Origin of the sequence: Thomasclavelia cocleata, from assembly GCF_900102365.1 — a bacterium.
Classification (GTDB): domain Bacteria; phylum Bacillota_I; class Bacilli_A; order Erysipelotrichales; family Coprobacillaceae; genus Thomasclavelia; species Thomasclavelia cocleata.
On record NZ_FOIN01000030.1, the window covers coordinates 10,559 to 32,654 of the forward strand.

Annotated in this window: 17 protein-coding genes and 1 pseudogene; 14 read left to right on the forward strand and 4 right to left on the reverse strand. The window is 27.7% G+C overall.

What is annotated here, in order from left to right; genetic code table 11:
• Positions 1–209 (reverse strand): annotated as a pseudogene (locus tag BMW96_RS14205) (hypothetical protein); the annotation flags it as partial.
• Between the two features lie 283 nt (positions 210–492).
• Here BMW96_RS14205 and ychF point away from each other — a divergent pair.
• From ychF to BMW96_RS10180, 7 genes are all read left to right on the forward strand, one after another.
• Positions 493–1,593, forward strand: a complete 1,101-nt coding sequence (gene ychF, locus BMW96_RS10150; protein ID WP_092355292.1) for a redox-regulated ATPase YchF — start codon at positions 493–495, stop codon at positions 1,591–1,593.
• Entirely contained in the window at positions 1,593–2,399 is an 807-nt protein-coding gene (srtB, locus tag BMW96_RS10155) for a class B sortase (RefSeq protein ID WP_092355295.1), read from the forward strand. The genes ychF and srtB overlap by 1 nt, the downstream gene beginning before the upstream one ends.
• A 248-nt stretch (positions 2,400–2,647) precedes the next feature.
• Positions 2,648–4,141: an LCP family protein gene (locus BMW96_RS10160; RefSeq protein ID WP_092355298.1), complete on the forward strand. Its 1,494-nt coding sequence runs from the start codon at positions 2,648–2,650 to the stop codon at positions 4,139–4,141.
• Between the two features lie 79 nt (positions 4,142–4,220).
• Positions 4,221–5,585 (forward strand): O-antigen ligase family protein, encoded by a 1,365-nt coding sequence (locus tag BMW96_RS10165; protein WP_092355302.1) that lies wholly within the window; start codon positions 4,221–4,223, stop codon positions 5,583–5,585.
• 375 nt (positions 5,586–5,960) lie between these two features.
• Positions 5,961–6,410, forward strand: a complete 450-nt coding sequence (locus BMW96_RS10170; RefSeq protein ID WP_092355306.1) for a DUF6568 family protein — start codon at positions 5,961–5,963, stop codon at positions 6,408–6,410.
• 447 nt (positions 6,411–6,857) lie between these two features.
• On the forward strand, positions 6,858–7,289 hold the full coding sequence (locus tag BMW96_RS10175) for a MarR family winged helix-turn-helix transcriptional regulator (protein ID WP_092355309.1): 432 nt from the start codon (positions 6,858–6,860) through the stop codon (positions 7,287–7,289).
• 9 nt (positions 7,290–7,298) lie between these two features.
• Positions 7,299–11,522 carry a 2-hydroxyacyl-CoA dehydratase gene (locus tag BMW96_RS10180; protein ID WP_092355312.1) on the forward strand — a complete coding sequence of 1,408 codons (4,224 nt, stop codon included), beginning with the start codon at positions 7,299–7,301 and terminating at the stop codon, positions 11,520–11,522.
• Positions 11,523–11,684: 162 nt separating this feature from the next.
• Here BMW96_RS10180 and BMW96_RS10185 read toward each other — a convergent pair whose 3' ends face one another.
• A complete protein-coding gene (locus BMW96_RS10185; RefSeq protein ID WP_092355315.1) occupies positions 11,685–12,335 on the reverse strand; it encodes a DUF3298 and DUF4163 domain-containing protein in 651 nt (216 codons plus the stop codon).
• A gap of 175 nt (positions 12,336–12,510) precedes the next feature.
• Between BMW96_RS10185 and BMW96_RS10190 the strand changes: the two genes are divergently transcribed.
• On the forward strand, positions 12,511–13,593 hold the full coding sequence (locus BMW96_RS10190; protein WP_092355318.1) for a metallophosphoesterase: 1,083 nt from the start codon (positions 12,511–12,513) through the stop codon (positions 13,591–13,593).
• 35 nt (positions 13,594–13,628) lie between these two features.
• On the opposite strand, the gene BMW96_RS10195 is transcribed toward BMW96_RS10190, so the two are convergent.
• The gene (locus BMW96_RS10195; protein WP_092355321.1) at positions 13,629–14,501 is read right to left on the reverse strand and encodes a methionyl aminopeptidase; all 873 of its coding nucleotides are present in this window, start codon (positions 14,499–14,501) and stop codon (positions 13,629–13,631) included.
• 66 nt (positions 14,502–14,567) lie between these two features.
• Positions 14,568–14,819 (reverse strand): GIY-YIG nuclease family protein, encoded by a 252-nt coding sequence (locus tag BMW96_RS10200; RefSeq protein WP_092355324.1) that lies wholly within the window; start codon positions 14,817–14,819, stop codon positions 14,568–14,570.
• A gap of 106 nt (positions 14,820–14,925) precedes the next feature.
• Here BMW96_RS10200 and BMW96_RS10205 point away from each other — a divergent pair, with 106 nt between their 5' ends.
• From BMW96_RS10205 to BMW96_RS10230, 6 genes are all read left to right on the forward strand, one after another.
• On the forward strand, positions 14,926–15,846 hold the full coding sequence (locus BMW96_RS10205; protein ID WP_092355327.1) for an AEC family transporter: 921 nt from the start codon (positions 14,926–14,928) through the stop codon (positions 15,844–15,846).
• Between the two features lie 80 nt (positions 15,847–15,926).
• On the forward strand, positions 15,927–16,943 hold the full coding sequence (locus tag BMW96_RS10210) for an oxidoreductase (protein WP_092355330.1): 1,017 nt from the start codon (positions 15,927–15,929) through the stop codon (positions 16,941–16,943).
• A 95-nt stretch (positions 16,944–17,038) separates the two neighbouring features.
• Entirely contained in the window at positions 17,039–18,322 is a 1,284-nt protein-coding gene (locus BMW96_RS10215) for a hypothetical protein (RefSeq protein ID WP_092355333.1), read from the forward strand.
• A gap of 73 nt (positions 18,323–18,395) precedes the next feature.
• A complete protein-coding gene (locus BMW96_RS10220) occupies positions 18,396–19,586 on the forward strand; it encodes a zinc ribbon domain-containing protein (protein ID WP_092355336.1) in 1,191 nt (396 codons plus the stop codon).
• 8 nt (positions 19,587–19,594) lie between these two features.
• Positions 19,595–20,947 (forward strand): UDP-N-acetylmuramoyl-tripeptide--D-alanyl-D-alanine ligase, encoded by a 1,353-nt coding sequence (locus BMW96_RS10225; protein WP_092355339.1) that lies wholly within the window; start codon positions 19,595–19,597, stop codon positions 20,945–20,947.
• Positions 20,944–21,984, forward strand: a complete 1,041-nt coding sequence (locus BMW96_RS10230) for a D-alanine--D-alanine ligase family protein (RefSeq protein WP_092355342.1) — start codon at positions 20,944–20,946, stop codon at positions 21,982–21,984. Before BMW96_RS10225 ends, BMW96_RS10230 begins: the two co-directional genes overlap by 4 nt.
• The last annotated feature ends 112 nt before the right edge of the window (positions 21,985–22,096 follow it).

Consider the following 22,096-nt stretch of genomic DNA (forward strand, 5'->3'; position numbering starts at 1 on the left):
TTTACCTTAATATCAAGAACCATATCTTTATCATTTACATATTTAGGGTTAAGATCAGGATTAAGGACAGTGATTTGATGACATTTAATATTAAGGATATTTTCGATAAAGAGCTTTAACATAAAAATACAGTCAGGATCTAAGTCATCACATAATAAATACTTAAATAGAACATCATTTTTAAAATCATTACAAAATTGTTTTGACATAGAAAATACCTCCTAATACTATATACAAAAGAATTATTCAGATTACTTTATAGAAAACAAAAAAAGTAAGAAATGATATCTTACTTGATAATATTCTCTTGTTTCGATAAGAGTATTAGCTCTTTTTTGTATATTTAGTTAAGTTATTAAAAATATAATAAGTTTTTTTATTAATTATTACTATTATAATTTTAATACAGTTGTCCTAATAATGAAGTAAACAAACTTGCTTTTTTATAATGGATTAAGTAGAATATAGGTACATATGAATGGAGTGATATAAATGGCATTAACAGCAGGTATTGTTGGATTACCAAATGTTGGTAAATCTACATTATTCAATGCAATAACAAATGCACAAGTAGAAGCAGCAAACTATCCGTTTGCAACAATTGACCCTAATATTGGGGTTGTTGAAGTACCAGATTATCGATTAGATAAGTTAACAGAAATGATTGAACCTAAAAAAACAGTTCCAACAACTTTTGGTTTTACAGATATTGCAGGTCTTGTAAAGGGTGCTAGTAGAGGTGAAGGTTTAGGTAATAAATTTTTAGGTAATATTAGAGAAACAGATGCTATTTGTGAAGTAGTAAGATGTTTTAGAGATAAAGATGTAACACATGTTGATGGTGATGTTGATCCAATTAGAGATATTGAGACTATTAATTTAGAATTGATTTTTGCTGATCTAGAAACTGTAGAAAGAAGAATTGGACGTTTAGCTAAAAAAGCTCAGTCTGGCGATAAGGATGCAAAAATTGAAATAACTATTTTAGAAAAATTAAAGGCAACATTAGAAGCTAATAAATCTGCAAGAACGATTGATTTTTCAAAAGAAGAAATGGTGATTGTAAAACAATACACATTACTTACGATGAAACCAATTATCTATGTTGCTAATCTTGGAGAAGAAGATCTAGAGGATCCTAGTAGTAATCCGCATTATAATAAAGTGATTGAGTTCGCTGCTGGTGAAGGTGCTGATGTTGTACCTATTTGTGCTAAGATTGAAAGTGAATTAGTAGGGATGGATAAAGAAGAGAAAGATTTATTCTTACAAGATTTAGGAATCGAAGAAAGCGGTTTGGATAAATTGATTAAAGAAGCATATAAATTATTAGGGTTAAGAACTTATTTTACTGCTGGAGTACAAGAAGTTAGAGCTTGGACTTTTAAAGAGGGAATGACAGCTCCTGAAATGGCAGGAATCATTCACAGTGATTTTCAAAGAGGATTTATAAAAGCTGAAACATATAGTTTTAATGATTTAGTCGAATATGGTAGTGAACAAGCATTAAAAGAAGCTGGTAAAATTCGGCAGGAAGGAAAGCAATATGTTGGTCAAGATGGTGATATCATGTTGTTTAAGTTTAATGTATAATGGCTAAACATAAAAAAAGTTTTATTGAAAGAATTAAACCTACAGGTATAAAAGATTTGATTAGAAGAATTATATTATTAGTATGTATTTGTGTGTTTTGTTATAGTGCATACAACTTAGCTTCTATCTTTTTAGAATATAAACAGATGGATGATAGTAATAAAGAAATAGAAAATACATATGTAACTGAGCAAACAGAAGAACGTGGATCATATAAAAAGATTGATTTTGATGCTTTAGTAAAAAGAAATCCTGATGTAAAAGGGTGGATTGATATACCAGATACAAGAGTTAGTTATCCAATTTTACAAGGTGAAACTAATGATACTTATATCCATAGTGATATTGATAAAAAAGAATTTAGAGCAGGTTCTATATTTATTGCTAGTGAAAATGAAAATCCGTTTACTGATTTAAATACTGTAATATATGGGCATAATATGAATAATGGTTCAATGTTTAATAATATTAAATCATATACTAAGCAAGACTTTGCAAATGAACATCCTTATGTATATATTTATTTACCTGATGGTACAGTAAGTCGTTATAAAGTTGTGTCAGCACATATTATCCCAGAACTAAGTATTTTGTATAATACTTCAATTACAGATATACAGTCTTTTTATCAAGAAATGTTAAAAACAAGTGATATAAATGTAGATTTTGATAAAGCAGCTAATAAGCCAGTAATTACTTTATCTACTTGTACTTCTGCAGGGAGCGAAAGTGGTAAAAGAAATGTCGTTCATGCAGTTTTAGATAAAGCAGGAATTGATCCTGAAGTTGAAAAAATGGATGAATAGATATGAAGTAGTTTGTAGTGTTTTAAATGAGTTAGTTCTAAAAAGTATTGAATGAAGTGTGTGGATAAAAGCTGCGCACTTCTTTTTTAATATAAGTGCTTACTATTACTAAATAATTGATGTTGATAAAAGTTGATTAATTAATAAAAATATATATTTTATATTGACTATTGTAATATAGCGTTATTTGACGGATTAATATATTTTAGGTATTATAGGAGAGAATAATAAAGAATTGAGGTAGGCAAATGAATAATAATAAGTTTTTTAAGTTGATAACATCAAAATATTTTGTTTTAGGTATTCAATTTATTGTTTCTTTAGTTGCTGTTTATTTTATTTTCAAACTTAATTTAATTCCAACTAAATATTTGATTACGATTATTGTTGTATTATTGATATTAATGATTAGTTTTTTTGCAATTATTTATAATGGTGAAAAAAATATTAAAGATGGTGTTGCAAGTAAACGAAGTATAATTACTAAGGTTATCAGTTTATTGGTTAGTATAGTTTTAGTTGTCGGTTGTGCAATGATTTCTCGAGGAGATAAATTTATAGAAAAAGTTAGTAATGCTACAGGACAACAATACGTAGTATCAGTTATCGCATTAAAAGATAGTGATATAAACAAAAAGAATCTTAATGGAAAAAAATTTGGTGTTTCTTATGAAAAAGATTCTACAACTTTAACAACAGCGCTTGCTGATATGGAAGAGGATATTGGTGAACAAACATATGATAAATACGATAATTATATGGATTTATCAGATGCCTTATATAGTGGTGCAGTTGATTGCATAGTTGTTGGAGAACAATATCGTAGTATGTTGCAAAGTAATCATGAAGCCTTCAATGATGAAACTAAAGTAATTACCTCATATTCTTATGATGCTAAGTTAGAAGTAACTACTAAGAAGACAAATGTTACTGAAAATCCGTTTTCGGTTTATGTAACAGGAATAGATGTTTATGGAAGTTTAAAAACTGTATCTCGTAGTGATGTCAATTTAATAGTTACTGTTAATCCTAAGACAAAACAAATTTTAATGACTAGCATTCCACGTGACTGTGAAATCGAATTACATAAAAATGGTAAATTAGATAAATTAACACATACAGGTATATATGGTACTAATGAAACTATTAATACAATTCAAGATTTACTAGATATGGAAATAAATTATTTTGTAAGAACTAATTTTAGTGGAATGACTAATATTGTTGATGCATTAGGTGGAATAACAGTTGAATCAGATGAGGAATTCACTACTTTACATGGGAATTATCATATTACTGAGGGTATGAATCAAATGGATGGTGATAAGGCATTGTGCTTTGTAAGAGAAAGAAAACGTTTGAAACTTGGAGATTTTGCTAGAGGACGTAATCAGCAAAAAGTACTAAAAGCTTTAATGGATAAAGCATTATCACCAACAATTATTACAAATTTTGATAATGTGTTAAGTGCTCTTGAGGGATCGTTTGAAACTGATATGTCTAGTGATGAAATTCGTTCATTGTTAAATATGCAATTAAATGATATGGCTGATTGGAATATTATTAATGTTCAAATTGAAGGGGAGTATTATGATTGTTATGAAACATATTCAATGAATGGAACTAAATCAGACGTTATGAAACCATTCGAGGGGCATATTAAAAGGGTTCGTAATTTAATTAATAAAGTTGAAGAAGGTAAAAAAATTGACGAAAGTGAATTAAAGGGGTTAGTTCATTAAGGAGCCTTATATTTGAGCTCCTTTTTTATTTTATTTTTTTATAATAATGGTATAATAGAATAAATTGGAGATAGAGAAAATGATTTTTAATCGAAAGTATTATAAATTATGTTTTATTATATATATGTTTATCAATACATTAGCTTTAGGTTATTTAGGTATTGAGACAAATTATTTATTTATACCATTATTAATATGGGCATTAGTTATTATTGGGCATGATATTTATAAAAAGGAATTTAAAATAAAAAAGAATTACAGTTTATTAATGCTTGTGCAAGGGTTTATTTTGCTTTTAGCAACCATCTTAAACAGTTATAGTGATTTAAACTCATATGTAATTGCAATTATGCAGTTAGTAATATATTTATTAATATTTAATAATCCTGCATCAATGACTAAAAAAGATATTGTTGAAGAAGTGAAGATGATTATTCCATTAGTCAATGTTTTAGTCGGTTTTGCCTCACTGGTATCAATAGGTATGTTTATTGTTCGTTTTTCTAGTTTAGCTAATGGCTGGACTTTGGGAATGGTTGGCAGCAGGTTATTTGGAGTTTATTTTAATAGTAATCCAGCAGCATTTCTGGCCTGTATTACTATTGTTTTAGCCCTGATTGCCATAAGAGAAAATTTTAAAGGTAAACCATGGTATCTTGTTAATATTGGAGTACAGATTGTTTATATTCTTTTGACAAAGTGTAGAGTTGCATTGATAATTTTAGTAGTAATTATTATTATGGTTGGATATTATTTTTTAATTAGAAGACGACCATATAGTATGTTTAAACGTATTATGCTGGTATTGGGATTAGTATTTATTATTACAAGTGCTAGTTTATTGGGACAAGGAATTGTAGAATTTGTACCTCAGATGCAGGGAATTGCTTCAAAGGAGACTAGCCGATTTCAAACTGATAAAATTAAAGAAGCAGGTCATTTATTAATATCAGGAGATATTGAAGATTTTTATAAAGGTCTAACAATTATAGATGAGGTATCTAATGGTCGTGTATCTTTAACTAAGGCAGCTTTACAAATTTGGCAAACTGATCCATTGATAGGGATAGGTGCTAATAATTTTAAGAAAATAGGTATTCAGGAAACAGATGTTTTAGAATATTGGGCTGTACAAGTTGTTCATAGTCATAATGTTTTTTTAGAGGCATTGGTAACAACTGGTGTGATTGGATTTATAATATTTGTTATATTTTTCTTTAAATGTGTTTTAATGAGTTTTAATGTTTTAAAAGTGAGTCAAGGGAAAGAAATATATTTTATTGTTCAAATGTTTATAATGATTGTTTTAAGTGAGTTCATTGGTGGTTTATCTGATTATGGAGTATTTTATATTTATTCTTTATCAGCTACATTAGCCTGGTGTTTTTTAGGATATTTGTTTACTTATCAAAATATTATTAATAGTAGTGATAGTTTAAAATAGTTTTTATTCACTGAAATTTCTTATTTTCAATTTGTAAAAAATATTTAATATTTTATGAGATATAGAAAATTAACCACTCAGATGATTAAAGCTGTGTTTGGTGGCAGTGAGATTCAAAGAACTGATTATGAAAAATCTATATAACAAATAAGACAGGATAACTCCTGTCTTATATTAGTTAAAATAAATATAAGAATGAATAAGATATCTTATTATTTTATTCAAATAATGTTAATATCGTAAGTAATTTTTAATGAGTAAACAGATAAGTAATAACCCTCATAATTTAATTATACCATAATATAACATAATGTATAAGACTGGTATTTTATAAATTATTATGGAATAATAATAGTAGAGAAGGGATTGATACACATGAAAAAAATACTTGTCTTATTATCATTAATGTTAATAATTGTTGGATGTCAGTCAAAAAATTCTAATAAAGATATTAATTCAAATAATAAAAATGAATTAATAGAAATTGACAAAAAAGGAGATTTAGAAAAAATAACAGATGGGTATATATATTTTTCATCAAAAGAATGTCCTTTATGTTTGGAAGTAGCTCCATTAGTTAAAGAGGAAGTTAAAGTAAAAGAGATTGATTATAATATATATCATTTTGATATCTCTGAAATGTTAGAAAAAGATATATATACAAGTGAAGAACTTCTGAAACTATGTAATACTTATTATATTCAAGCACTTCCAACAATTTTAAAACTTAAAAATGGAAATGAAGTTAGTAGATTCCCATCTGATCATAGTAAAGAATTAGATGAATTATCTAAGGAATTAAAAGATTTTTTTGAAGAAAAATAGCTAATTATATGTTTGAAGTATATATAATGCTAATTAGTTTCTTATATTTATTCAAATAATGGATAGTATATGTATAATGGTAAAAGATATACTGGAAAATGGAAAGTTACACGTGGATACATTCCAGGATGTGAGCCTAGACATTCTGAGGGATGTTTTAGAACAACTTATACAAAAATAGCATAATTAGAGTAACATATACACTTTTAAACATAGCTTCTTTAAAGTTTGTAAAATAAATTGTAGTTTTGAATGAAAGGACTATTTAATAATATATGAGTACTAACCTCATATAATTGGATAGTTCTTTTTATTATGAGTATGATTTATGATATTTATTTGTTTATTATTTTTTGGTAAATGGTTTAATTACTTTAAGCATAAAAGTTGACATCTTTTGACATTGGTATATAATGTTAGCAACCTAACAAAGTAGAGGTGAAAACGGTGGGAGAAAAGAGAATAGGTATAGAGATAAGGGTTCTTGCTAATTTGATTGGTCGATGTTTAAATGAAGTTGGGTTTAATGATGAACAGAATAGTTTAACAGGACCTCAAGGATTAGTTCTAGGTTATCTATATGATCATCAGGATCATGATATTTTTCAAAAAGATATTGAAGCAACATTCAATGTTCGACGTTCAAGTGCTACAGGATTATTGAAAAGCTTAGAAACTAATGGGTTTATTGAACGAGTGAGTGTTGCTTATGATGCAAGATTAAAGAAAATCATTTTAACAGAAAAAGCCTATGAGTTTAAAGAGAGTTTAGAAAAGTGTATTCAAAAAATGGAAGCTATATTAGTTAAGGATCTAGAACCTCAGGAAATTGAAGATTTAATAAGAATAATGAATAAGATTAAAAATAATTTAAAGTAGGAGAACAAAATGGAAAAGATTTATTATATGGGAATTGACGTTGGGTCAACTACGATAAAAATTTATATTATGGATCAAGATGATAATTGTGTTTATTCAAAATATGAACGTCATTATTCTGATATACAAGTAACAATTACAATGCTTATAAAAGAGATAAAAAATAAATTTGGTAATTTTAAAATAATAACTTTGATGACAGGTTCTGGAGGATTATCACTTTCTGAATATTTAGATATTAAGTTTGTGCAAGAGGTTATTGCATGTACTAAAACAATTGAAACTTATATTCCTGAATGTGATGTGGCTATAGAATTAGGGGGAGAAGATGCTAAAATAACTTATTTTAATGGTTCTTTAGAACAAAGAATGAATGGTACTTGTGCAGGTGGAACAGGGGCATTTATTGATCAAATGGCATCATTGTTGCAAACAGATGCATCTGGGTTAAATGAGTTGGCAAAAAGTTATCAAATGATCTATCCTATTGCATCTCGTTGTGGTGTATTTGCAAAAACTGATATTCAGCCTTTGATTAATGAAGGGGCAAATAAAGAGGATATTGCTATTTCTATTTTTCAAGCTGTAGTTAATCAAACTATTAGTGGTCTAGCTTGTGGTAAACCAATTAGAGGAAAAGTAGCTTTTTTAGGAGGACCTTTATTTTTTCTTGATCAGTTAAGGCAGAGATTTATTGAAACTTTAAATCTTGAAGATAATGAGATTATTTTTCCAAATAATTCACAGTTATTTGTTGCAATGGGAGCTGCTATCTTGGCTAAAGATGAAGATAAAGTGACTGATATTAATACTTTATTAAGTAAATTAGATACTATAGAAGATGTGATGGTTTCTAATAAAAATACTTTGGAGCCTTTATTTAAAGATGATAATGAAAAAAATAAATTTAGGCATCGTCATTATATTGATAAAGTTAGAAAAAACGATCTTAAAAGTTACATCGGAAATGTATATTTAGGACTAGATGTTGGCTCTACAACAACTAAAGCTGTATTAATTGATGATAATGATTCATTATTATATTCTTTTTATGATTCTAATGAGGGAAATCCGTTAGATGTTGTAGTTAAGATTGTAAAAGAGATTTATGATTTATTACCACCTCAGGTTAATTTAGTTTATAGTGGAGTAACTGGTTATGGTGAAGCATTAATTAAAGCTGCGTTAAAAATTGATATGAGTGAAGTTGAAACAATGGCTCATTATAAAGCAGCCACATATTTTAAAAAAGATGTTAGCTTTATCTTGGATATTGGTGGTCAAGATATGAAAGCAATTAAGATTAAAGATGGTATAATTCAAGATATATTATTGAATGAAGCTTGTTCTAGTGGATGTGGTTCTTTTATTGAAACCTTTGCTAAGTCTTTAGGATATAAAGTAAGTGAGTTTGCTGATATAGCATTGGACTCTAAAGCACCGATTGATTTAGGAAGTCGTTGTACTGTTTTTATGAATTCTAAAGTTAAACAGGCTCAAAAAGAAGGCGCAAAAGTTGAAGATATTAGTGCAGGTTTATCATATTCGGTCATTAAAAATGCTTTGTATAAAGTAATAAAATTAAGAAGTAACGATGATTTAGGGGATAATATATTAGTTCAAGGTGGAACTTTTTATAATGAGGCAGTATTAAGAGCTTTTGAAAAAGAAGCGGGTGTTAATGCGATCAGACCTGATATTGCAGGATTAATGGGTGCTTTTGGGATAGCACGTCTAGCCCATGAAAATTATCAAGGGAAATCAACTACATTATTAAGTCGTGAAGAATTAGAGAATTTTACTTGTCAAAGTGAAATAAGATATTGTCAGAAATGTACTAATCATTGCATGTTGACAGTATCAACCTTTAATGATAATAGTGAATATATTAGTGGTAATCGTTGTGAACGTGGAGCAAATATACCAGTTGCTTCTAAAAAATTACCAAATCTATATGATTATAAATATCGTCGTATTTTTAATTATCGTTCTTTAACAGCTGACCAGGCAGTAAGGGGAACAGTAGGTATTCCACGAGTTTTGAATATGTATGAAAATTATCCGTTCTGGCACACTTTTTTTACAAAACTGGGATTTAGAGTTGTTTTATCACCACGTTCTAGTAAAGAAATCTATGAAAAAGGAATAGAATCAATTCCTTCAGAAAGTGTTTGTTATCCAGCAAAATTGGTACATGGTCATATTGAATCATTAATCGAAAAAGGGATTAAATATATTTTTTATCCAAGTTTAGCTTATGAACGTAAAGAGTTTGATAATGCAAATAATCATTATAATTGTCCAGTTGTTACATCATATCCAGAAGTTATTCGTAATAATGTTGATAATCTTGAGGGTAATGACATTATTTATCGAAATCCTTTTATGGATTTAAGTAATAAGAAAACATTATTTAGTAATTTAAAAGATGAATTAAAAGCCTTTAAAATAAGTGATAAAGAATTATTGAAGGCAATTCAAGATGGCTATAATGAACTTTATAAATGTCGACAAGATATTGAAGAACAAGGTGAAATGGTTCTTCAATATATTAAAGATAATAATATAACAGGAATTGTTTTATCAGGACGTCCATATCATGTTGATCCTGAAATTAATCATGGATTAGCAGACTTAATAACTGCTGAAGGTATGGCTGTTTTAACTGAGGATAGTATTTGTCATTTAGATAAAGAATTAGATCAATTAAGAGTAGTTGATCAATGGACATATCATTCAAGATTGTATCGTGCAGCTTCTTTTGTCGCAACACAGCCAAATCTTGAATTAATTCAATTGACATCATTTGGTTGTGGATTAGATGCTGTAACAAGTGATCAGGTAGCTGAAATCTTACAGGCTCGTCATAAGATTTATACTTTAATAAAAATTGACGAAGGTAGTAATTTAGGTGCGATTAGAATTAGAATCCGTTCTTTAAAAGCTACAATTGATAAACAATTAAAAAATAAAAAACAATTTTATCCAAAATATCAACCATTAAAAACACCATTTACAAAAGAAATGAAAGATGAAGGCTATACAATTTTATGTCCACAGATGTCACCGATTCATTTCCAGTTTGTTGAAACAGCAATGCAGGAATCGGGCTATAATTTAGTTGTTTTACCTTCAGTTGATAAAGATGCAATAGATACAGGGTTAAAATATGTAAATAATGATGCATGTTATCCAAGTATATTAGTTACTGGTCAAATAATGAAGGCTTTATTAAGTGGAAACTATGATTTGAAAAAAACCGCAGTAATCATTACTCAAACAGGAGGCGGGTGTAGAGCTACTAATTATATTGCATTTATTAGAAAGGCATTACAAGATGCTGGAATACCAGAAATACCAGTAATATCTGCAAATTTACAAGGATTAGAGAATAATCCAGGATTTAAACTAACCTTACCGCTTGTTAAGAAGGTGATTATTGGAGCTATGTATGGTGATTTATTCATGAGAGTTTTATATCGTGTACGTCCATATGAACAAGTAGCAAATAGTGCTAATGAATTATATATGTCTTGGGTAAAACGATGTCAAGAAAATGTTAAAAACGGTAGTATAAAGGAATTTAGAAAAAATGTTTATCAAATAGTTAAAGAGTTTGATCAATTACCTTTATTAGATATTAAAAAACCTCGTATTGGTTTAGTTGGTGAGATTTTAGTTAAATTTCATCCTACTGCAAATAATGAAATTGTTGAAATTATTGAACGTGAGGGTGGAGAAGCAGTAATGCCTGATTTAATTGATTTCTTTCAATATTGTTTTTATAATACAAACTTTGAAAATAAACATTTTCATGCCTCTAAAAGAAGTACAAAATTATGTAATCTAGCAGTTAAATTTGTTGATTTATTACGCCATGATATGATTAAAGCACTAACAAAATCAAATCGTTTTGAATCCCCAGTTTCAATCGAACATTTAGCGAAAAAAGCTAGTACAATTGTATCTATAGGGAACCAAACAGGTGAAGGATGGTTTTTAACAGGTGAGATGATTGAACTAATTGAATCAGGGGCTCCTAATATTGTCTGTATGCAGCCTTTTGGATGTTTACCTAATCATGTAACTGGTAAAGGTGCAATTAAAGCTTTACGAAAAGCATATCCTGAAAGTAATATTGTTGCAATAGATTATGATCCAGGTGCTAGTGAAGTTAATCAGTTAAATAGAATTAAGTTAATGCTTTCAACTGCATTTAAGAATTTAAAATAATCCCTCTATAATAGAGGGATTATTGTCATATATTCATGTAGAATTAAATATTAAATAGCACAGTTGTGACACTGATGAGCAAATTTTTTAATTAAAAAATGATATAGAATATAAAGTGGTAGCTTTTATCAAAATCTACCACTTTATTAATACCCTTATTAACTATTTAACAATGAAACTAGGAAGTGACATATAACCAGGAGCTATTTGAAATTGATCAAAAACGACTACCACTTGATTATCCTTATTTATATAAAAAGGTTGATCAATAGAAATCTTTAGATTATTAACTTCTTCATCAAAATATATCAAATTAGGATTGTTTTTGGTATTTTTGGCAATCTGTTTTTTAACTGTGGTTAAAATAATATTTTGATAATCAGAGCCTAAGAAATGTTCTACATTATAGATTTCTCCAGTAGTAGGATTTATAGTGAAGAATTTCTTTTGTAAATGGCTATCAGCTAATATTTGAGAAGAATTGATTGAAAATGAAAATATATCATCATCACTATAATAATTTTCAAAATCAATTTCAACAATTAATTTATGAGCTGTACTTTGATTTTTGCCAAATTCTTTAATTTCATCTAGATATGTATCGATAGTTTTAAGTATTAAGTTATTAATATCTACTTTGATCTTATCATCTACATTAATGATTTGAGGAAATTTAACAGTAACGATAGTACCATTTGTTTCATAATGTTTTTCGTCTAATAAAATGAGTTTTGCGTTATTTTCACAAGCATTAATAGTATTAATAAATAATGGTGCTATAATTAATAAAAAAAGTAGAAAGTGTTTTTTCATGTTTCATCTCCTTTCTAGTTGATATGTTTATTGATAGCATTACTATCATTATAGTTTTTGCGGTTAAAAAATAGTTATTCATAATAGGATTATAGTATAAATGTTTAAATTAATTAAAAATAGCTTGACTTAGAGTATAGTTTATTATGTATTGTAATATAAAAGGAGGATATGTATGTATCAATATATAGGTTTAATTGCGGTGTTACCAGGAATTGTTTATTTTACTTTTTTCATTAATCGTTTTATTAAGACAATATTAAACTATCATACAAACATGTTAATTATTTTAGTAATAGGCTTAGTTGTTTCAATGCTTTCTTTACCAGCAATAAATACTTTGGAGTTATATGGAGTAATATACTATCATTTATTAGTGATTATGCTGATATTGGAGTTGTTAAATATTATTCTAAAAAAATTTTTAATTTATCGATTTATTTTTACAACAGGTGTTTTAGCAATAATAATAACAGCATTAGTTTTAGGGTATGGTTATTATAATATTAAACATGTTATACCTACAACCTATAATTTGATTAGTAAAAAGATTAGTGATTTAAAAATTATTGAGATAGCTGATTTACATATGTCAACTTCATTATCGGTTTTACAGTTACAAGAATATTGTAATGAAATAAGTAAAGAAAAAGCTGATATAGTTGTTTTAACTGGGGATATTTTTGATGAAAATACACCATTAGATGATATGCTTAATGCTTGTAAAGTTCTTTCAACAATATCTAATAAACAAGGGATATATTATATATATGGTAATCATGATAATGGTTCACATGCTTTTAAAGATATAGCTTTTACACCAGAGGATATTAGAAAAAATTTAGAATTTAATGGAATAGAGGTATTAGATGATGAAATAGTAACTTTAGAAAATATTAATATTATTGGTCGAAAAGATGCTAGTTTTTGGGGAACAAATCCACGCTTATCAACTGTGGAATTATTAGCGAAAATTCCTGATGATAAAAAAGATAACTATACTATTTTATTAGATCATCAGCCATTAGACTTAGAAGAAAATGCATCATTAGGTATTGATTTACAATTATCAGGACATACGCATGGAGGACAATTATTTCCAATGGGAATTGTTCAAACGCTTACAAGTGATACATTGGTTCGTGGGCAAAGGAATATTGATGATTTTACTGCAATTACAACAACTGGTATGTCAGGTTGGCGATATCCAATAAAAACTGGAGCGCCAAGTGAATATGTGATTATTAAGGTAAAATAAAAAAACACTCAGGAAAATGTTTCCTGGATGTTTTTTTATTTGGATAAGATTTCTACACCAGTTTCAGTTATTAAGAGTGTATGTTCCCATTGAGCAGAAAGACTACCATCTTCAGTAAAAACAGTCCATTCATCATCTGCATCAACAAAAATATCTGCTTTGCCAAGATTTAACATTGGTTCAATTGTAAAAACCATTCCAGGAACTAATGTTACTGTTGGTTCATTGGGCTCAAAATGGAAAATATAAGGATTTTCATGAATAGCTAAACCAACACCATGACCGCAAAATTCTTTGACTACGCTATAACCGTTATCAATAGCAAATTTCTCAATAGTTTTGCCAATATCACCAACACAACTTTGATATGGTACTATTGCATCAATAGCAAGTTCTAAAGCTTTTTTTGTGTTTTGTACTAAGTTTTTAGCTTCATCTGTTACATTACCAATCATGAACATTCTTGAAGCGTCTGCATAGTATCCATTAAACATGGTTGTGGCATCAACATTTACAATATCTCCATCTTGAATTATTTCATTTTCACTAGGAATCCCATGACAAACTACGTCATTGATTGAAACACAGATATGTTTAGGGTAACCGCAATATTGGTAGTCAGCACAGACAGCATTATATTTTGCAGTGAATTCTTTAGCCATAATATCTATTTCTTCAGTTGACATACCAGCTTTAATATTTTCTTCAATATAGTCTAATAAACCAGAATTAATAATCGCAGCTTGTTTTATACCTTCAATTTGCTCATTATTTTTAATCATTTGATGTAAAGGAATTATTTTTCCTTGTTGTTTTAATTGTTCTAGTTTTTCATCAAACTGGAGATGGCATTTTTTATACTTTTGTTGACTTCCACACCAGCATAGATCATTTCGATTTAATTTCATATTTGACCCTCTTTCTTTATGGTATAAGTATACCATGTTGAAATGTTAATGCAAAAAATATAATTATTATAAATTTTTATTGATTAATAATTCTTTTTGTTTTCTTGTTAATTGTTTAATTGCATATTCACGTTTAAGAGCTTGTTTTTTACAGACATATTCTTCAAAGTAAATTAATTTAACAGGGCGTCTAACTTTGGTATATTTGGCTCCATTACCCTCGTTATGTGCCTTGATTCGACGTTCAAGATTAGTTGTCCAGCCAGTATAATAAGTATGATCACTGCATTCAACAATATAGACATAGTTTGTTTTCATTTAGGTTACCTCATTGATAATATTATAACTAATTATTTTGATATTGATAAGTTTTTAATGACTAGGAAGGAATTTTGGTTTAAGATATTTTTGAAGAGGTGTTATTGTGGTTGATTTTAATAATTTAATAGATTTGCAGATTGAAATATTCATATTAATGATAATTGGATATATTCTAAGAAAAATAAATATCATTTCAAAAGAGAATAGAAAAAGTTTAACTGATTTAGTTATCTATATTATTTTGCCAGCTAATATAATCTACTCATTTATGATTAAAATGGATGAAACAATTATTAAGAGTGGATTTACAATTTTAATTGTATCAATTGTAATTCAGTTAGGGTGTCAGGTGTTTGGAAAGTATTTTTTTATTAAAACACATTCAAGACAACGAAGTGTTTTACAGTATGGAACAATATGTTCTAATGCGGGTTTTATGGGATCACCATTAATTCAAGGGTTATATGGTTTGGATGGATTGTTGTTTGCATCGATTTACTTAATTCCGCAGCGAATTGTAATGTGGTCTGGTGGTGTAGCTTGTTTTACTAGTACTAAAGGTAAGGAAGTTGTTAAAAAGGTGATAACTCATCCATGTATTATAGCTGTATTTATTGGTTTAATTATAATGATAGGACAAATTAAATTACCTAATTATTTATATGTTTCTATTAAAACATTAAGTGGTTGTACAATGTCATTATCAATGATTGTAATTGGTGGGATTTTAGCAGAAATAAGATTTAGAGATGTTATTAGTAAATTAACGATTTATTATAGTTTTATTAGATTGATATTAATCCCATTATTAGTTTTATTTGGATGTATAATAGTTAAATTACCTATTCTCGTAACTGCTGTAGCAACAGTATTGGCAGGAATGCCTGCTGGTAGTACAACTGCAATTTTAGCAGAGAAATATAATGGTGATTCTAAATTAGCGGTTGAAATTGTTTTTTTATCAACGGCATTATCTTTGATTACAATTCCTTTGTTATGCTTAATCATTAATATGGTTGTATGAGATTTTCAGTTATTGTAAAAATAATGGGTTATAATAAAAATATAGTATAATCTGAGTGAACTTAATTAAAGGAGAAATATATGTTAACAATAGGATTTATAGGCAATGGAAAAAGTACGAATCGTTATCAATTACCATATGTTTTAACTAGAAAAAACATTAAAGTAAAAACAATTTATGCTCGTAATATAAATAAAAAGGATTGGGATAGAGTAGAGGGAATTAATTATACAGATGATTTAAATAGTTTATTAAATGACCCTGATATTCAATTAATTAGTATTTGTACTTGTCATGATAGTCATTATGAATATGCAAAAATGGTACTTGAACATGGCAAGAACTGTTTGGTAGAAAAACCGTTTATGAAAAATAGCCAAGAAGCTAAAGAAATTTTTGCTTTAGCAAAGGAAAAAGGATTATTGGTTCAATGTTATCAAAATCGTCGTTATGATTCAGATTTTCTAACAACTCAAAAAGTTATTGAAAGTGGTAAACTAGGAAATATATTAGAATTAGAAATGCATTTTGATTATTATCGCCCTGAAATTCCACTTGCTAGTAAAGAATATTCTTGTTTTGATAGTTATTTATATGGGCATGGTTGTCATACGCTAGATCAAGTTATTTCTTATTTTGGTAAGCCTGATAAGATACATTATGATGTGCGTCAATTATTAGGACCAGGAAGGATGAATGATTATTTTGATTTAGATTTATATTATGGAATTTTAAAAGTATCAATTAAATCTAGTTATTTTAGAGTTAAAGAAAGACCAAGTTTTGTAGTTTATGGTGATAAAGGATGTTTTATAAAAGCGAATAAAGATCGCCAAGAAGAGCATCTAAAGTTATTTTATTTACCTGGTTCACCAGGATTTGGAATTGATCGAATTGAGGACTATGGAACATTATCATATTATGATGACGAGGGTAATTATCATGAAGAAAAAGTTGTATCTGAAGTTGGAGATTATGGAAATGTTTTTGATGGATTATATGAGACAATTATTGAGGGCAAAGAACCAAGGATTAAGGATGAACAAACTTTATTACAAATGGAAATTTTAGAAACAGGGGTTAATATGTGTAAATAGATACGAAAGTATCTTTTATTTTTTGACAAAATATTAATTATAATATGATACTAGATTAGAACATGATACAATATAGTTAATAGGGGGGATGAATAATGAAATGTGATAATTGTGGAAATGTGTATAAAAATAATCTAAAATGTCCATTATGTGGGTATCATCAAGCGAAAATTTATCACTGTAGTGTTTGTGATACAGTTATTCATTTTGGTCAATCTCATTGTCCTAAATGTGGTAGTCCTACTAGGTATAATAAACAAGAAGATATAAGTAAGAAATATTCAAGTAAGTTTATTTCAACTGATTATTCAAAGCATAGTAGATCTACCCATGTTTATAAACAACAAGAAATGTATGATTATAAATCTAGTGATAATGAGATAAAACAAAGATTAGAAGAAGCAAGAAAGAAAATATTAAATTATAGAGCAAAATCTGTTAAATCAAAAGTTAGTTTAGAAAAGAGAAATTTATTAAAATTAGTTATTGGTGGATTTGTTATTTTAAGTGCAGCATTTAGTTTTTTTACAACAGAAAGATTAGATATTGAAATGGTTGAACTAGATAGGATAGAAGTAAATGGAAATAATAATGATTTAATGATGGCTGGTAATTTTCAACATGGGGGATTAGTTTATCAAAATAGTGATGATATATATTTAGGGATTAATTATCAACTAAATAAAACAGATTCTTCATTTTCAGGTTTTTATAATATGACACCAGAATCTGATGGGAATGTTTATGTTGAAGGTAATTATATATATTATAGTTCTTTTGAAAGTTATCGTCGTTATGATATAAATGCTGAAGAAGAAATTGGATTATTTAATGTAGAAAAAGTGTTGCCTATTAAAAATCATCGTTTTTTATATACTGATGGAACAGGTCTTTATTTATATGAAAATGAAGAAAGTAAACAATTAGCTGATTATAATACAAGTGTTTTTACTTTTGATTTTAAAAATGAATTAGTTTATTTTGAAAAAGATGGGGTCATACGATCTGTTGATTTAAGAGGGATGTTTATAAATGATTATAATATCTGTGTATTTAATAATTTATATGTAGATGATGGTGTTATTTATTATTATGATTTTGATGGAGTTAAAAGTTATGCTACTGATACAAATAATATTTGGTTATATGTAGAAGATGATGATATTTATAATTTTATTGTAACTGATCAAGGGGTTGTATATACGAATACAGATAATGAATTATATTATTACTTTAATGATGGTGGTGAAGTTTATTTTATTGGAGATGATGTTTTTAATTTTAATGTTATAGGTGATAAAGTAATTTATTGTGATAATGAAGGATATAGCTGGTTTATTAGTGATGGTTATGAGTTGGTTAGTGAGTTTTTAGAGTAGACAGTTAAATAAGTCTACTTTTTTTTATGTACACAATATGATAGAATAAAGGCATTAAAAAGTAGGTGAAAAGATGGAAGAGATTAAAAGCTGTAGAAATTGTGGAGCAAGATTACTGGAACATGAAAAGTATTGTCCAGTATGTGGTATGGTTCAAGAAGATAAGGTATCTCAAGATACAAATATTGATACTAATGAGATGGTATTTGATCCAGATATTGAAGAGAACATAATGGAGAAGAAAAATTATTGGAAAAGTCCAATTATTTGGTCGATAGCAATAGTGTTGTTAGTTGTTAGTATTGGTATAAATGGGTATATTGATAGAAATCCAATTGAGGTTGTTGATTCAAATAAACAAAGTGAAGATGAGTATAATAATAGTTCTATAACAATAAATGGACAAACAGATAAATACGCTCAAGCAACTAATAATAATATGTTAGGAATTAGTTATGTAAATAAAGATAAGGCATATATTATGATGAGTCGTGAAATGTTAGTTTATGATAAAACTCTTAATAATCGTGAGCTTGTTTTTGATCAGTATATGACATCTTTTAGTGAGGACAAGGACTATTATTATTTTCTTGATGAAAATAATGATTATCTTCGTGTGGATAAGAAAACAAAAAAAGATGATGTATTGTTGAGTAATGTTTATTATGTTCAAAATTTAGGTGAAAAAGTTTATTATCAAAAAGATAATGATAATGAATCAATCCATTGTTTAGATGTGGCTAAAAACGAAGATAAAAAAATAAATGATGAAGTTTCATATAGCTTAATTATTGATGAAAAGAAAGAACGTATATTCTATATTAATAAAAATGCTGAATTAATTTCTACTGCTCTTGATGGTAGTGATCGTAAAGCATTGGCTAGTAATACACATATATATACTTATGATGGTGAGTATCTTTATTATATTAATGATAAAGGAGTAGTTAGATGTGATTTAAATGGAAATCATCAGGATATTTATGATAATTTTAATTTGAAAATGATTAATATTGTTGATGATCATATTGTTGTTCATGATGGAAATGTTATTTATACAATGGATTTGAATGGCAAAAAGGTAAAAAAACTTTATACGATTGAAGCAACTGGTGAATTAACTTTTGAGGTAATTGGGGATAAGTTATTAGTTTTAGCTTTAGCATTTCAAGAACAAAATATAGGTTATGAGATTATAGGTTTAGATGGAAAGAGACATATATTAGAAAATAATACACCATCAATTATTGGTGAAGAAATCTAGGTGATAAAATGAAGATAAAAGAAATAGTTACTGCTACTAATGGTATTTTATTAAATGGCGATGAGAATTTTGAAGTTGTTGGATTTAGTCAGGATAGTAGAAATATTAAAGCTGGGATGATGTATATTCCAATTATTGGAGAACGTTTTGATGGACATGATTTTATTGATAGTGCTTTTGAAAATGGAGCTAGTGCGATAATTACTGATCGAGATGTTTATAAAAGCGATAAGATAATTATAAAAGTTAAAGATACTTTAATAGCTTTACAGGATATGGCTCGTTATTTAAGAAAACATCGTGATGTTAAAGTTGTTGGAATTACAGGAAGTGTTGGAAAGACAAGTACTAGAGATATGGTATATAGTGTTGTTAAGCAGGGATATCGAGTATTAAAAACAGAAGGTAATTATAACAATAATATCGGATTACCATTAACTATTTTACGATTAAAAGATGAAGAAATTATGATTTTAGAAATGGGTATGAATCATCTTAAAGAAATGGAGGAATTATCACTTATTGCATTACCAGATATTAGTGCTATTACTAATGTAGGTACTGCACATATTGGTGAACTAGGTAATCGAGAAAATATTTTAAAAGCAAAGTTAGAAATAATTGCAGGAATGAAAGATGGTAGTACTTTAGTTATTAATAATGATAATGATATGCTTTCAACAGTTAATTTAAATGATTTAGATATTGTTAAAGTGGCAATTGATACTGATGGTGATTTTAAAGCTCTAAATGTTGTTTTAAAAGATGATAGTAGTAGCTTTGAAATATATTATCAAGATAAAAAATATCAGGTAGTGGTACCTGTACCTGGTAAACATTTTGTTTTAAATGCTTTAATTGCTATTGCTATTGGAATTAAATTAAATATAAGTATTGATAAGTGTATTAAGGGAATCAATGAATTTCAATTGACAAAGAAAAGAATGGATGTTATTGAATTAAAAGATAATATTACTCTAATTGATGGAACATATAATGCTAGTGAAGACTCGATGAAATCTAGTTTGGATGTTCTAGCAACCTATTCAAGGAGGAAAATAGCAGTTTTAGCTGATATGTTAGAGTTAGGTGAGTTTAGTGAGCAGTTGCATCGTAATGTTGGGAAGTATGTGGCTGATAAAAAGATTGATATTTTAGTGGCGGTAGGTAAGGAAGCTAAATACATTGTTGCAGGAGCAAGAGATTTAGAAATGAATAATATTTATTATTGTGATGATAATGAAGAAGTGATAAATTATTTAAGAAATAATTTATGTAGTAATGATGTTGTTTTATTGAAGGGATCAAATGGAATGAAACTTAAAGATGTTGTTACTCAATTAAAGGAGAAATTTTCATGAAACAAAAGTTATTAGTTTTATGTGGTGGACAATCTAGTGAACATATTGTTTCTAGAATGTCTTGTACATCAGTATTGAATAATTTAGATATTAATAAGTATGATATTACATTAATTGGGATTGATTTAGATGGAAACTGGTATTTTTTAGATAAAAATCAGACAGATTTGGCTCAAGATACATGGCTAGAGAATAGTAAACCTGTAGCTGATATTTATGAACTTTTGCGTAATTATGATGTAGCTTTTCCAGTTCTTCATGGGTTATATGGTGAAGATGGCTCAATACAAGGATTGTTTGAGTTAGCAAAATTGCCTTATGTTGGATGTCGAGTGATGGGTTCAAGTATTGCTATGGATAAGATATATACAAAAAAAATCTTAGATACAGTTGGTATTCCTCAAGTTAAATCTGTATATGTAAAAAAACGTTATGATGATAAACTGGTTGTAGTAAATAATACTTTTGATGAAATTGAGACTGTTGAAAGTTATATTGTAGAGAAATTAGGAATGCCTTGTTTTATTAAAGCTAGTCGTTCTGGTTCAAGTGTAGGATGTTATCGTTGTGATAATTCTGATGAATTAATGATTAAATTAAATGAGGCAGCAAAATATGATCGTCATATTGTTGTTGAAGAATGCATTGATTGTATTGAATTGGAAACAGCAGTTTTAGGTAATGATGATGTGATTGTATCTAGAGTAGGTCAAATTATGCCTCATGGTGAATTTTATACTTTTGAATCTAAGTATGAAGATGAGGAAAGTAAAACTTGTATCCCTGCTTTAGTTGATGAAAAAATCCAAGAACAAATTAGAGCATATGCTATTAAAGTATTTAAAGCAATTGATGGTCATGGTTTTAGTAGAGTTGATTTTTTCTTAGATAAAAAAACTAATCAAATTTATTTAAATGAAATTAATACAATTCCAGGATTCACAAAAATTTCTATGTATCCTCAATTAATGGATGATTTTGGTATTAGTTATGGTGAATTATTGGATCGTTTAATTGCATTAGCTATGCAAAGATAAAAATATTTATGAAAATTAAAATATTAGAAGTAAGATAACATTTCTTGCTTCTTTTTGTTTTATATAAAGTAATATGAATAATTCTTTTGTATATAGTATTAGGAGGTATTTT

What these genes read in the sequence shown, in the direction of transcription:
- BMW96_RS10160 (WP_092355298.1), top strand. Translation starts at nt 2,648, where the DNA reads ATGAATAATAATAAGTTTTTTAAGTTGATAACATCAAAATATTTTGTT.
- srtB (WP_092355295.1), top strand. Translation starts at nt 1,593, where the DNA reads ATGGCTAAACATAAAAAAAGTTTTATTGAAAGAATTAAACCTACAGGT.
- BMW96_RS10195 (WP_092355321.1), bottom strand. Translation starts at nt 14,501, where the DNA reads ATGAAATTAAATCGAAATGATCTATGCTGGTGTGGAAGTCAACAAAAG.
- BMW96_RS10230 (WP_092355342.1), top strand. Translation starts at nt 20,944, where the DNA reads ATGAAACAAAAGTTATTAGTTTTATGTGGTGGACAATCTAGTGAACAT.
- BMW96_RS10180 (WP_092355312.1), top strand. Translation starts at nt 7,299, where the DNA reads ATGGAAAAGATTTATTATATGGGAATTGACGTTGGGTCAACTACGATA.
- BMW96_RS10190 (WP_092355318.1), top strand. Translation starts at nt 12,511, where the DNA reads ATGTATCAATATATAGGTTTAATTGCGGTGTTACCAGGAATTGTTTAT.
- BMW96_RS10165 (WP_092355302.1), top strand. Translation starts at nt 4,221, where the DNA reads ATGATTTTTAATCGAAAGTATTATAAATTATGTTTTATTATATATATG.
- BMW96_RS10215 (WP_092355333.1), top strand. Translation starts at nt 17,039, where the DNA reads ATGAAATGTGATAATTGTGGAAATGTGTATAAAAATAATCTAAAATGT.
- BMW96_RS10220 (WP_092355336.1), top strand. Translation starts at nt 18,396, where the DNA reads ATGGAAGAGATTAAAAGCTGTAGAAATTGTGGAGCAAGATTACTGGAA.
- ychF (WP_092355292.1), top strand. Translation starts at nt 493, where the DNA reads ATGGCATTAACAGCAGGTATTGTTGGATTACCAAATGTTGGTAAATCT.
- BMW96_RS10210 (WP_092355330.1), top strand. Translation starts at nt 15,927, where the DNA reads ATGTTAACAATAGGATTTATAGGCAATGGAAAAAGTACGAATCGTTAT.
- BMW96_RS10170 (WP_092355306.1), top strand. Translation starts at nt 5,961, where the DNA reads ATGAAAAAAATACTTGTCTTATTATCATTAATGTTAATAATTGTTGGA.
- BMW96_RS10225 (WP_092355339.1), top strand. Translation starts at nt 19,595, where the DNA reads ATGAAGATAAAAGAAATAGTTACTGCTACTAATGGTATTTTATTAAAT.
- BMW96_RS10185 (WP_092355315.1), bottom strand. Translation starts at nt 12,335, where the DNA reads ATGAAAAAACACTTTCTACTTTTTTTATTAATTATAGCACCATTATTT.
- BMW96_RS10200 (WP_092355324.1), bottom strand. Translation starts at nt 14,819, where the DNA reads ATGAAAACAAACTATGTCTATATTGTTGAATGCAGTGATCATACTTAT.